8 protein-coding genes are annotated in these 13,105 nt (G+C 70.7%); 3 read left to right on the top strand and 5 right to left on the bottom strand.

Translation table 11 applies throughout. The features are described from left to right. Nucleotides 1-689 precede the first annotated feature (689 nt). Nucleotides 690-2,039, top strand: a complete 1,350-nt coding sequence (locus ACFYR3_RS17625) for a hypothetical protein (RefSeq protein WP_389283711.1) — start codon at nucleotides 690-692, stop codon at nucleotides 2,037-2,039. A gap of 126 nt (nucleotides 2,040-2,165) precedes the next feature. Here ACFYR3_RS17625 and ACFYR3_RS17620 read toward each other — a convergent pair whose 3' ends face one another. Beyond that, nucleotides 2,166-2,897, bottom strand: coding sequence for an HNH endonuclease family protein (locus tag ACFYR3_RS17620; protein ID WP_355845957.1), 732 nt, complete (start codon nucleotides 2,895-2,897; stop codon nucleotides 2,166-2,168). 161 nt (nucleotides 2,898-3,058) lie between these two features. Between ACFYR3_RS17620 and ACFYR3_RS17615 the strand changes: the two genes are divergently transcribed. After that, nucleotides 3,059-3,250 (top strand): Rv0909 family putative TA system antitoxin, encoded by a 192-nt coding sequence (locus ACFYR3_RS17615; protein WP_355845954.1) that lies wholly within the window; start codon nucleotides 3,059-3,061, stop codon nucleotides 3,248-3,250. Nucleotides 3,251-3,422: 172 nt separating this feature from the next. Here the strand turns inward: ACFYR3_RS17615 and ACFYR3_RS17610 are convergent, their stop codons facing one another. Beyond that, a complete protein-coding gene (locus ACFYR3_RS17610; protein ID WP_355845951.1) occupies nucleotides 3,423-4,394 on the bottom strand; it encodes a hypothetical protein in 972 nt (323 codons plus the stop codon). Nucleotides 4,395-4,618: 224 nt separating this feature from the next. Between ACFYR3_RS17610 and ACFYR3_RS17605 the strand changes: the two genes are divergently transcribed. Continuing rightward, a complete protein-coding gene (locus ACFYR3_RS17605; RefSeq protein ID WP_389283710.1) occupies nucleotides 4,619-5,209 on the top strand; it encodes a TetR/AcrR family transcriptional regulator in 591 nt (196 codons plus the stop codon). A 119-nt stretch (nucleotides 5,210-5,328) separates the two neighbouring features. On the opposite strand, the gene mfd is transcribed toward ACFYR3_RS17605, so the two are convergent. The 3 genes from mfd to ACFYR3_RS17590 form a co-directional block, all read right to left on the bottom strand. Beyond that, nucleotides 5,329-8,880, bottom strand: coding sequence for a transcription-repair coupling factor (gene mfd, locus ACFYR3_RS17600; RefSeq protein WP_355845945.1), 3,552 nt, complete (start codon nucleotides 8,878-8,880; stop codon nucleotides 5,329-5,331). A gap of 485 nt (nucleotides 8,881-9,365) precedes the next feature. Next, nucleotides 9,366-11,930, bottom strand: a complete 2,565-nt coding sequence (locus ACFYR3_RS17595) for an FtsX-like permease family protein (protein ID WP_355845942.1) — start codon at nucleotides 11,928-11,930, stop codon at nucleotides 9,366-9,368. Continuing rightward, complete coding sequence (locus tag ACFYR3_RS17590; protein ID WP_355845939.1) at nucleotides 11,927-12,715, bottom strand: ABC transporter ATP-binding protein; 789 nt, start codon at nucleotides 12,713-12,715, stop codon at nucleotides 11,927-11,929. The genes ACFYR3_RS17595 and ACFYR3_RS17590 overlap by 4 nt, the downstream gene beginning before the upstream one ends. Nucleotides 12,716-13,105: the final 390 nt, after the last annotated feature.

The following is a 13,105-nucleotide window of genomic DNA, read 5'->3' as shown; positions in this document are numbered from 1 at the left end:
ACTTCCCGCAGGACAACGTAGGGGCCTTTCAGCGCGGCCCTCGATCAGGTGACGCCGACCGCGTCGGCAACGGACGAGGCTCCTGCGTCGCCGGGCGAGGTGCCCGACGCCTCGACTCACCGGCACAGGAGCCTCGTCGGTTCCGCCGTCCTGCCGCACCCGACCTCCCGCACACGCTGGTCGAACACGGCCCGGACCATGTCCGCACAGGTCGGGCCTGCGACCCTGACAGGCATCGTCACCGCGGAGAACGATCCGAACCGCCTGCTCGGCCGCCCGGGCGAGTACACGTCCAAGGTCACGTTCTCGGACAGCTGGGTGCAGGCCCCCAGGTCACCGGCGCGGACCCCGGCGCCGTCGAACGCGGCGGCGCCATCGAGGTGTTAACCGACGCGTCGGACGCCAGGGCGCGCGCGGAGTACATCCGCGGCATCGCCAAGTCCTCCCCGGGCCTTCGCCGCGTACGACTACGTCCACGGCTCGGTACTCGTACGCGTCTCCCGCTACCTCACCCCGAAGCAGGCCGCCCGGTACGAATCAGTCGCAGCCGGACTCGGCTGAGAGCGCGGGGACGGAAAACCCCCCGCCGCACCCCTCTCCTCCGCAACCTTCCACCCCACCAGGGAGTCGAACTGACGTCCGGCGATGATCACTTCGCCGGGGTCACCTCTGCCCATCTGGGGGATGCAATGAGTTCTCTCTCCGTCGGTCGTGTACTGCGTCGCGGATTATGTGCCGGAGCCGTGGGGGCGCTGGTCGTCACCGGGCTCGGGAGTGGGGTCGCCTTCGCCGACGAGGCGCAGAGCGATCAACTGTGGATCCATGCGCCGTACGATCAGACGGTCACCGTCGCTCCGGACGGCGGTACGGCGCAGTACCGACCGCTGGCGCTCGGCCTTTATCACGACAACGGCAACTTCACCGTGACCGAGGGACGGCTGACCGTCGACGCCTCCGGGCTCGCCGGAGTCGCCGAGGTCGCCTGGCCCGACAACTGCACGCCGAACGACACCGGCACCGTCGCCGTGTGCGACACCGGGGACGTGCCGACCCGTTACAGCGCGCAGGTGCAGCTGAAGGTGCGGGCCGCCGCGGGCGCCGCCCTGGGAGCGCAGGGTGTGATCGAGTACTCCGCCGAGGCCACCGGTGGCCCCGACGGCACACTCGTCGCCCGGGCGGGCAACGCGGAGACCTCCGTCACCGTCGGCTCCGGCCCGGACCTCGGCATCAGCGCCCCGCAGAGCGTCACCGACGTCTCGCCCGGCACCAGCCTCACCGTGCCGTCCTCCGTCACCAACACCGGCAACGAGACCGCCCACGGCTTCAGCGTGAAAATGCGGGCGACCAACGGCCTCCAGGTCGTCACCCGCTACTCGGAGTGCACCTACACCGGGCCGGACGACGGCGGCCTGTACACGGACATGACGTACGTGACCTGCTCCTTCGACACCGATGTCGCGCCCGGTGCCACCGTGGAGCTGTCGGAGCCGTTGCGGCTCACCGTCACCGGCCACGCGCTGTACGAGCGGTTCGACTACAACGTCAAGCCCGCCGGCGACGCCACCGACCTCAGCACCGCGGACAACAGCCGCGCCTGGAGCATCGACGCCGACAACACCGCCGACTTCGCCGTACAGGGCACCGAGGTGAGCGGCGCGGCCGGCGACATCGTCACCGGCGCCTTCCGCTTCGTCAACCACGGCCCGGCCGGGGTCGCCAACGTCAGCTCCGGCGACCCGGCCGCCGTAATCGACTTCTACCTCCCGGAGGGCACCACCGCCACGTCCGTGCCCCGCGCCTGCCGCACCGCCTGGACGTCGGACGACGCCCCGGACATCGGCCACTACGTCTGCGCCCTGCTGACGTGGGCCACGCCTGACCTGGAAATCAGCTTCCCGTTCCAGCTGCGCATCGACCGGGTCGTCCCCGACGCGACCGGCCGCGTCGTCGCCCGGCCCGGCCCCGGCGGCACGTACTTCGCCTTCGACCCGGACACCACGAACAACTCGGCCAAGGTGATCGTCAACCCGTCCGCCTGACAGCGGTAAGGGCCCGACAGCGGTGAAGGGGCGGGCTCACGGCCCGCCCCCTCACCGTTTCCGCGCCACGACGGGCACGGGCGTGGGCGGGCCGTGACCGCGTCCCTTCGCGGGAAGCGACCCGCGTCATTTCGCGTGGAACCTCTTAGGCGCCTCGGTCGGGTTGCCGCCCGAGGGCAGTTTCTGGCCGGAGCAGCCGCCCAGCACCTTCTTCATGGCCGCCTTCTCGGCACCGGTGACCCACAGTCCGTACTTCTTCTTCACCGCCACCTGCGCGGCGACATATGTGCAGCGGTACGCCTTGTTGGGCGGGAGCCAGGTCGCCGTGTCGCCGTCGCCCTTGCTGCGGTTGGCGCTCGCGCCGACGGCGCGGAGGTTGAGCGGATCGTTGGCCAGCGCTATTCGCTTGCTCGCGTCCCAGTACTTGGCGCCGGTCTGCCAGGCGTCCGAGAGCGCGACGAGGTGGTCGATGTCGACCAGGCTGCGCCCGCGCACGAAGGTGACGTCCTTGCCGCCGTACGGATCGGGTTCGAGGACCCCGCGGGACACCCTGCACCTGCCGTCGCTGAACTTCACCTCTTTCAGGTCCCGCTTGAGGATGTCGTCACGGGTGTCGCACGAATTCGCGTCGGTGTCGGCCCAGGCCGTGCCGAACCGCTCCCTGCTGTACCCGGTCTTGGGCGCGCGCCCCTTGACGGCCAGCGAGTCCACGGCGGCGTAAGCGGCGCCACCGCTGCCGGCCGCCGTCTCCTGCGGTCCCGCCGACCCCAAGTCGTCCTTCTTGCAGCCGCTGACTCCGGCCCCGACGACGAACACCACCAGTGCGGCAGCAGCCGCCCCACCCCTCAGACGCAGCACAGCGCCCTCCCCTTCGCCTCCCCGGGTCCGCCCAGATCGGACGTGATTCCCGTCTGCCCAAGGTAACGGCCGCCATTCCCCGGCCATACCAGACATCGATGGGCAATGGGCGCACGCCGGGCGTATCGTCGGTCTTGAGTCCACCCCGGAAGGAGCTCTGGATGGGCATCTTCGACAGGTTCAAGAGCAGCCGGGCGGCACAGGACAAAGCAGCGGACATGTCCGACGCCGCGGAGAAGCAGGCCAACAAGAAGACCGGCGACAAATACACGGACAAGGTCGACGACGCGCAACAGAAAGCCGAAGGCGCGATGGGTATGGACCGAAACCGCGACCGGCCGGGACAGCAGTAGCCGGAGCGATTCGAGAACCACCTCCCCTTCCAGCCCCATCGCGGCATCCCCGCCGGGTGGGGCCGGGGTCGTACGGGTGCGACCGACCTCCATACCGAGGCAGCGTCCACGCCCGTCACACCTCCCCCGCGCCCTTGCCCTTACCCCCTCCGGTCGATGACCGTCGACGGCGTCAGACCTTTCCGATCCCCAGCGTCGTCTCCGACGGCAGCAGTCCCGAACTCAGTACCGCGACCCAGAACTCCCCGAGCAGGTCGGCGAGGCGGGTGACGGCGTCCGGGCCGAGCGACCGCCAAGGGGCGGCGGCGAGGCGGTCGGTGTGGTGCTCGACCTGGCGGCGCAGCTCACGGCCGGCGTCCGTGGCGACACCGTCCTCGTCGACCAGGCCCCGGGCTGTCAGACGGCCCCTTGCCGCGGCCCACTCCTCGGGGCTCCAGCCCCGGCTCTCGAACCGCTCCACGGAGGCCGCTCCTATCGCCGCGAAGGAGACCAGCGACTCGACCGGGTCGAGGTCGGCCACGAGCAGGGCCGCGAGGTGTCCGTCGCCACGGTGCTCGCGCAGGATCGTCGCCGCGTGCCACAGCTGGAGGTGCGGCGCCTCGGGCCAGCGCAACTCGGCGTTCGACGCGGCGAGTTGGCGCCCCTCGGTGTTCGCGGCCTCAGCGGCCCGGCGGGCGAGCGCCGCCGCCTCGGCCAGCTCGGGACTGGCGACGCGGTCGCCGAGTATCGCGCGGTACGCCCGGTCGACGGCCCGCTCCCGCGCCGCGAGCACCTGCTCCGGACTCGCCGTCCGCCAGGCCGAGTCGATGTGCTCGTCCACCATGCGCGGGCTGAAACTGTAGAAAGCGGAGGCCACTCGCCCGCCGCCTACCGCCCCCAACGGCGCCGCGCGGTAGGGGAAGTAACTGGGCCAGCGCTCCTCGGCCCCGTATCCGAGCGCCGCCGCCTCCTCGAAGGCCTCCGGCGCGTAGTACAGCACGGCATGCAGGGGCTCCAGCAGATGCCAGAGCTGACGCACCCGACCGAGGTCGACGCCCGCACCATCCTCCGGCCCGCCGCCCTGCGACACCTCTCCCTGCGGCACCCCGTCCTCCGCGACCCCTGCCCCGCCGGCCCCACTCGCCCCGCTCACGTTCCCGGACATGACTCCACCCCTCGTCACGAAACGACACGCTCCACAACTTGACACTGACAAGATTGCCCGAACCGACCAAACTTGTCAACGGCTAGATTTCCCTCGGCCGACCCGGCCGACCCCTGCAAACCCCGGTCGGGTCGGCCTCTGCCACCCCCGACCGACCCGGGCCACCCCCGGCCGACCCCGGCCGCCGAACTTGGCAATGCCTAGATCCGGCGTACGCTTCTGTCATGAATCCCGCGAAAACCAGCGGCTCCGAGCGCCCCTATCACCACGGGGACCTGCGCCGCGCCATCCTCGGCGCCGCTCTCGACGTCATCGCCGTCGAGGGGCCCTCCGCGGTGAGCCTGCGCGATCTGGCCCGCCGCGCGGGCGTCTCGCACGCCGCCCCGGCACACCACTTCAAGGACCGCATCGGCCTGCTCACGGCCATCGCGGCGGAGGGCTTCGGGCTCCTGGCGACCGCGCTCGACGACGCCGACGACCTGCGCGACGCGGGCGTGCGCTACGTACGTTTCGCGCGGGAGCACCCCGCCCACTTCCAGGTCATGTTCTCCCCGGAGCTGCTCCGCGAGAACGACCTGGAGCTCACGACGGCCCGGACGCTGGCGGGCGTACGGCTGCGCGCCGCCGTCTCCGCGCTCCCCTCGGAGGTCCGCGGCCCCGACACCCACCTCGCCGGCATCGCGGCCTGGTCCCTCGCCCACGGCTTCGCCACGCTCCTGATCAGCCACAACCTGGACGGCCAGGTTGGCGACGAGGACCCCGACGAGGTCTTCCAGTCCCTGACGGGAATGCTGTTCCGCCCCCAGCAGCCCTGATCCGGTCCTGAGCCGGATGCCTGATCCCGTCCTGAGTCGAACACGAAGCCGGTCATGGGCCGCGCACAGCAAACGGGCCGCCGGAGTCTCCGGCGGCCCGTTTGCTGTGCGCGGTACCGCTAAGACCCCAGGATCGAAGCAAGGAACTCCCCGGTCCAGCCGAGCAGTTCCCGCCCGACCAGCGGCTTTCCGCCGACCTTCGCCGTCTTCGGGCGGGGTACGAGGAGCTGGTGGGCGGTCGGCTTGATGACGGTTCCCGGATACAGGCGCGTCAGGCGCAGCTCCTGGGACTCTCTCAACTCCACCGGCGCGAAGCGGATGTTGTTGCCCTGGAGGACGATCTCACCGACCCCGCAGGCGCGCGCGAGCATCCGCAGGCCCGCCACGAGGAGCAGGTTCTCGACCGGCTCCGGGAGCTTGCCGTAGCGGTCGACGAGTTCCTCGCGTACGGCCTTGACGTCCTCCTCCGTGTTCGCGGAGGCGATGGACCGGTACGCGGCGAGGCGCAGCCGCTCGCCCGGCGCGTACTCGTGCGGGACGTGCGCGTCGACCGGCAGCTCGATCTTGACCTCCAGCGGCGGCTCCTCCTCCACACCGCCCTCCAGGGAGGCGCGGTAGTCCGCGACCGCCTCGCCCACCATGCGTACGTACAGGTCGAAGCCGACGCCGGCGATGTGGCCCGACTGTTCGCCGCCGAGCAGATTGCCCGCGCCGCGGATCTCCAGGTCCTTCATCGCCACGTACATGCCCGCGCCCATCTCGGTGTGCTGGGCGATCGTCGCGAGCCGCTCGTGGGCCGTCTCGGTGAGGGGCTTCTCCGGCGGATAGAGGAAGTAGGCGTAGCCGCGTTCCCGGCCGCGGCCGACCCGGCCGCGCAGCTGGTGGAGCTGCGACAGACCGAAGTTGTCGCCGCGCTCCACGATCAGCGTGTTCGCATTCGAGATGTCGATGCCCGACTCGACGATCGTCGTGGACACCAGCACGTCGAACCTCTTCTCCCAGAAGTCGACGACCACCTGCTCCAGTGCCTGCTCCCCCATCTGGCCGTGGGCCGTGGCGATCCGCGCCTCCGGGACGATCTCCCTGAGGCGGGCGGCCGCCCGGTCGATGGACTCGACCCGGTTGTGGATGTAGAAGACCTGGCCCTCGCGCAGCAGTTCACGGCGGATCGCCGCGCCGATCTGCTTCTCCTCGTACGGGCCGACGAAGGTCAGCACCGGGTGCCGCTCCTCCGGCGGGGTGGTGATCGTGGACATCTCGCGGATGCCCGTCACCGCCATTTCGAGCGTGCGGGGAATGGGGGTCGCGGACATCGTGAGGACGTCGACGTTGGCGCGGAGCTTCTTCAGCTGCTCCTTGTGCTCGACGCCGAAGCGCTGCTCCTCGTCGACGACGACCAGGCCCAGGTCCTTGAACTTGGTCTCGGCGGAGAACAGGCGGTGGGTGCCGATGACGAGGTCCACCGAGCCTTCGCGCAGCCCCTCCAGGACCGACTTGGCCTCGGTGTCCGTCTGGAAGCGGGACAGGGCACGGACGTTCACCGGGAACTGCGAGTAGCGCTCGGAGAACGTGCCGAAGTGCTGCTGCACCAGCAGGGTGGTGGGGACGAGGACCGCCACCTGCTTGCCGTCCTGCACCGCCTTGAACGCGGCGCGGACCGCGATCTCCGTCTTGCCGTAGCCCACGTCGCCGCAGATCAGGCGGTCCATCGGGACCGTCTTCTCCATGTCCTCCTTGACCTCGGCGATCGTCGTCAGCTGGTCGGGCGTCTCCGCGTACGGGAACGCGTCCTCCAGCTCGCGCTGCCAGGGTGTGTCGGCGCCGAAGGCGTGGCCGGGGGCCGCCATCCGCGCCGAGTACAGCTTGATCAGGTCCGCGGCGATCTCCTTGACCGCCTTCTTGGCGCGCGCCTTGGTCTTGGTCCAGTCGGCGCCGCCCAGGCGGTGCATCGTCGGGGCCTCGCCGCCGACGTACTTGGTGATCTGCTCCAGCTGGTCGGTGGGGATGTAGAGGCGGTCGCCGGGCTGGCCGCGCTTGGCGGGGGCGTACTCGACGACCAGGTACTCGCGGGTCGCGGTCTGGACGGTGCGCTGCACCATCTCGATGTAGCGGCCGACACCGTGCTGTTCGTGCACGATGTAGTCGCCGGTCTCCAGGGTCAGCGGGTCGATCGTCTTGCGGCGGCGGGCCGGCATGCGGGCGCCGTCCTTGCCCGCCGCCTTCTGGCCGGAGAGGTCGGTCTCCGTCAGGACGGCGAGCCGGAGCGCCGGGTCGACGAAGCCGTAGTCGATGGAGCCGCACGCCACGTGCACGACGGAGGGGCCGATCCCGGTGAGGTCGGTCTCCAGGCGGGCGGCGATGCCCTCGCCGCCCAGCACCTCGACGGTGCGTGCCGCCGGGCCGTGCGCCTCGGTGACGTAGACCGTGTGCCAGCCGTCGGCCAGCCAGCCCTTGGTGTCGGCGAGCGCGCGGGCGGTGTCGCCGCGGTAGGTCTCGGGGGCGTGCATGCCCAGCTTGAGGGTGTCCCCCAGCCCGCCGGCGAAGGCGTCCGTGAGGTCCGCGTCGGCGGCGAACGGCGACACCGACCACCACATCATGTCCAGCTCGCGGGCCCGGTCCCGTACGTCCGCGATGGACCACAGGGAGGCCGCGCCGACGTCGATGGGTGCCTCGCCGCCCCCGGCCGTCGCCGCCCAGGACGCCTGGAGGAACTCCTGCGAGGTCGCGACCAGGTCCGTGGCCCGTGTCCGTACCCGCTCCGGATCGCATACGACGGTCATCGCGCCCTCGGGCAGGACGTCGAGCAGCAGTTCCATGTCGTCGACGAGGACCGGGGCGAGCGATTCCATGCCTTCGACGGCGATGCCCTCGGCGATCTTGCCGAGGAGTTCGCCCAGTTCCGGGTGGGCCTCGGCGAGGGCCGCGGCCCGCGCCCGCACGTCCTCGGTGAGCAGCAGTTCGCGGCAGGGCGGGGCCCACAGGCCGTGTGCGGCGACCTCCAGGGAGCGCTGGTCCGCGATCTTGAAGTAGCGGATCTCCTCGATGTCGTCGCCCCAGAACTCCACCCGCAGCGGGTGCTCCTCGGTGGGCGGGAAGACGTCCAGGATGCCGCCGCGGACAGCGAACTCGCCGCGCTTCTCGACGAGTTCGACGCGGGAGTACGCGGCTGCCGCGAGCGCCTCGACGGTCTCGCCCAGGTCGGCCGAGCTACCGGTGCGCAGGACGACGGGCTCCAGGTCGCCCAGGCCCTTGACCTGCGGCTGGAGAACCGAGCGGATGGGGGCCACGACGACGGACACCGGGCCGGTCTCGGGGTCGTCGGGGCGTGGGTGGGAAAGGCGCCGCAGGATGGCGAGGCGCCGGCCGACGGTGTCCGACCGGGGCGAGAGCCGCTCGTGCGGCAGCGTCTCCCACGACGGGTACTCCGCCACGCCGTCCGGCGGGAGCAGGGAGCGCAGGGCCGCGGCCAGGTCCTCGGCCTCGCGGCCGGTGGCCGTCACCGCCAGCACCGTACGGCCGGTCTCGCGGGCGAGCGCGGCGACGGCGAACGGGCGCGCCGCCGGTGGGCCGACCAGGTCGATGTGCATCCGGTTGCCGTCGGCGGCGGCCTTCACCGCCTCCGTGAGGGCGGCGTCCTTGACGACGGCGTCGAGCAGACCGTGCAGGCTCATGAAGGGCTTCCATCCCGGGGAGTGGGCAACGCGAGACGCCCGACACGTGGGACGGGCCGGGGGCATCCAGCCTACGACTCCGCGCCCGCTCGCGCGTGACCGTCCACCGAGGGCCCCGCCCAGTTCCGCGACCCACCGCGCACCCCGACCCAGGCCCAGGACCCCTGCCCAGGCCCGGCACCCCTGGGCCCAGGACCCCGAACCCTCGCAGCTCACCCCCGTCCCTCGCCCGCCAGATCCAGACCGCCCGGCCGCCTGCCCGCCACCGACCACCGACCACCGACCACCGGAGACTGGCACCACGCACTCCCGGAAACGGGGCCGCGTACTCCCCGAACGGTGACCACGCACGCACTCCCGAACGGGCCCCGGACACACCGCGGGCCCGGTCCGAGGAGAGTGACTCTCCTCGGACCGGGCCCGTCCGTTCCGCCGCGACCCCCGTACGCGGTGGCCCGTTCGATCGTCCGCCGAGCGGACAGGTCCTAGTCGGTGGCGATCGCGTTCAGTACGTTCATCCGGCCCGCTCGGAACGCCGGGATCAGGGCGGCGAACAGGCCCACGAAGGCCGAGCCGATGAAGACCCCGATGATGGTCGGCCAGGGGATCTCCAGAACCTTCAGGCCCTCCAGGGCGAGGAGTTTCTGGGCGGTGGCGCCCCAGCTCATGCCGAGCCCCAGGCCGAGGAGGGCGCCGAAGAGGGCGATGACGACCGACTCCAGGCGGATCATGCGGCGCAGCTGGCGGCGGGAGAGCCCGATGGCGCGCATCAGGCCGATCTCGCGGGTCCGCTCGACGACCGACAGCGCCAGGGTGTTCACCACACCGAGGATCGCCACCACGATCGCCAGACCCAGCAGGCCGTAGACCATGTTCAGGAGCTGGCCCACCTGGTCCTTCAGCTCCTGCTTGTAGTCCGTCTGGTCGCGGACCTGGTACTGCGGGTACGGCTCCATGGCCTTCTTCAGGGCCGCGTACGCCTGCTTCTCCTGGCCGGGCTTGGCCTTGGCGAACATGATCTCGTTCGGCGGGATCCTGTTCGCGGGCAGGTACTTCTTCATCGTCTCGATGCTGGTGTACCGGACCTCGTGGTCGATGGCGACGTCGTCGTCCGTGATGGCCGCGACCTTGAGCTTCGCCGTGGCACCGCCCTTGAACGCGACGTTCAGGGTGTCGCCGACCCGCACCCCGTGCTTCTTGGCGTACTTCGAGCCCACCGACATGGCGTTCGTGCCGTAGGCCGCCGCCAGGTCACCGGCGGTCGTCTTGCGCCGCAGGTCCTGGGCGTACGACGGGTCGGCCGCGGTGATCCCGGAGTCGTCGACCTGTCCGTCCGGCGAGGTCGTCTTCGCCTCGATGTCCTTGTAGCGGGTGACGTGCTCCAGGCCCGGGGTCGTCTCCATGGCCTGCTCGGCCTGCGGGACGATCCGCTGCTGGCCCTGGACGATGAAGTCCGCGCCGACCGACTTGTCGAGCTCGTCGGTCGCCGAGGCCACCATCGAGGAGCCGACCACCGACAGGCAGGCGACCAGGGCCAGGCCGATCATCAGGGCCGCGCCGGTGGCGCCGGTGCGGCGCGGGTTGCGCAGCGCGTTGCGCTCGGCGAGCCGGCCCACGGGGCCGAACATCCGCAGCAGTACGGCGCTGATCACCCGGACCACACCGCCGGCCAGCAGCGGGCCGACGATCACGAAGCCGATCAGGGTGAGGACGATGCCCGCGCCGAGGACCAGTGAGCCGTCGCTCGCCTTGTGGGCGGTGGCCGCCGTGTAGAGCGCGAACGCTCCGGCGCCGGTCAGGGCCAGGCCGATCAGTCCGCGGACGAGACCCGCCTTGCCGTCCGCCGGGGTGCCGGCGTCGCGCAGCGCGGCCATCGGGGAGACCTTGCCGGCACGCCGGGCCGGCAGATAGGCGGCCAGGACGGTGACGACGACACCGAGGATCATGCCGATGACCGGGGTGGCCGCCTTGACGGTCAGGTCACGCGTGGAGAGGTCCATGCCCATCGACGCCATGAGTTTCATCAGGCCGACCGCAAGGCCGACGCCCGCGGCGACGCCGAGGACCGAGCCGACGAAACCGAGCAGCAGTGCCTCGACCAGCACCGAGCGGTTGACCTGCTTGCGGGAGGAGCCGATGGCGCGCATCAGGCCGATCTCGCGGGTGCGCTGGGCGACCAGCATCGAGAAGGTGTTGATGATCAGGAAGATGCCGACCAGGAACGCGATCCCGGCGAAGCCCAGCATGGCGTACTTGATGACGTTCATGAACTGGCCGACGCCCTTGCGGTTCTCGTCGGCGTTCTCCTTCTGCGTCTGGATCTTGTACGACCCGTGGAGCGCGGTGGAGACGTTCTGCTTGAGGTGCGCGTCGGAGACGCCCGGCGCGGCGGTGACGTTGATCTGGGTGAACCGGCCGGTGGAGCCGAGGAGTTCGCGCTGCGCGGTGGCGGTGTCGAACCAGACGACGGCGGCACCGGGGTTGGTCACCTTGAAGGTGGCGATCCCGACGATCCTGGCCTTGAAGTCACCGGTGACCGCGATGGTGCGCAGTTCGTCGCCCATCTTCAGGTGGTGCTTGTCGGCGGTGTCGACGTCGACCATCACCTCGGTGGGTCCGCGCGGGGCGCGGCCGGAGGTGATCTCCGTGGAACGGAGGTCGTTGCGCGTCCAGTTGCCGGCGATGGTCGGGGCACCGGTGGTGGAGCCCATGTTCTTGTTGTGGCTGTTCACGACGGTCACGTTCATCGAACTGACCGCGCCCTCGGCGGACTTGACGCCGTCCGTCCGTTGCGTCAGCGCCAGCACGGAGGCCGGCACCGACTCGGGCTTGCCGTTCTGCGGGGTGTCGTCGCTCTTGGCGGCCTTCGGCAGCACCGTCACGTCGGAGGAGGTGGCCGCGAAGAGCTTGTCGAACGTCGTGTTCATCGTGTCGGTGAAGACGAGCGTGCCGCAGACGAAGGCCACCGACAGCAGGACCGCCACGGCGGACAGGGCCATGCGTCCCTTGTGCGCGAAGAAGTTGCGCATCGAGGTCTTGAGGACGGTCATGACGTCCGCCCGCGGGAGTCGAAGTCCTTCATGCGGTCCAGGACCTGGTCGGCCGTCGGCTGGTGCATCTCGTCGACGATCCTGCCGTCCGCGAGGTACAGCACGCGGTCCGCGTACGAGGCGGCCACCGGGTCGTGCGTGACCATCACGATGGTCTGGCCCAGGTCGTCCACCGAGCGCCGCAGGAAGCCCAGCACCTCGGCGCCGGCCCGGGAGTCCAGGTTTCCGGTCGGCTCGTCGCCGAAGATGATCTCGGGGCGGGCCGCCAGCGCCCGTGCCACCGCGACGCGCTGCTGCTGGCCGCCGGAGAGCTGGTTCGGGCGGTGCTTGAGCCGGTCCGCGAGCCCGACGGTCTCCACGACCTGGTCCAGCCAGCGCTTGTCGGGCTTGCGTCCCGCGATGTCCATCGGAAGCGTGATGTTCTCCAGGGCGCTCAGCGTCGGCAGCAGGTTGAAGGCCTGGAAGATGAAGCCGATCCGGTCCCGGCGCAGCTGCGTCAGCCTCTTGTCCTTGAGCCCGGTGATCTCGGTCTCGTCGAGGAAGATCTGGCCGGAGGTGACGGTGTCGAGCCCGGCGAGGCAGTGCATCAGGGTGGATTTTCCGGAGCCCGAGGGGCCCATGATCGCGGTGAACCGGCCCCGCGCGATGTCCACGTCGACCTGGTCGAGGGCGACGACGCGGGTCTCCCCGGACCCATACGCCTTGACGACCTGACGCGCCCGCGCGGCGACGGCCGTACGCCCTCCAGTGCCCTCGTGCCTGGGAATGCTTACAGCCGATGTCACGGTATGTCTCCTAAGTCGACCGACAGGGGAAACTGCCGGTTGCGAAAGTCTGCGAGCGGGTACGACGGGCCTCGAAGGTCCGCGCCGGGTCTCGGACGCGGTGCGCTGGGCCACGTCCGTAAGTCTGGTGCCGGGAGGGGGTCGGACGCGCTGGTGCACGGCCCCGTCTTCTGCTGGGGAAAACCCCACCCCCGTGGGTGCGGTCCGTACGACCCGAACGCGCCCCCGACGGCGTAAAACCAGGTTAAGGACGTCCTCTGCCCCGTCTCGTCCTCCAACGGGAGGAACCCTCCCCGACCCCTGATGCGGAGATCCCCCTAGGGGTCCTCCACCCATCGGTGGACAACTCCTCGGGGTCGGCTCCACCCCCGGGCCCACACAGCCTCCGCC

It is taken from the genome of Streptomyces sp. NPDC005784 (assembly GCF_042871525.1).
Classification (GTDB): Bacteria; Actinomycetota; Actinomycetes; order Streptomycetales; family Streptomycetaceae; genus Streptomyces.
Note: the sequence above shows the minus strand (reverse complement) of the source record. Positions and strands in the feature narration are given on the sequence as shown.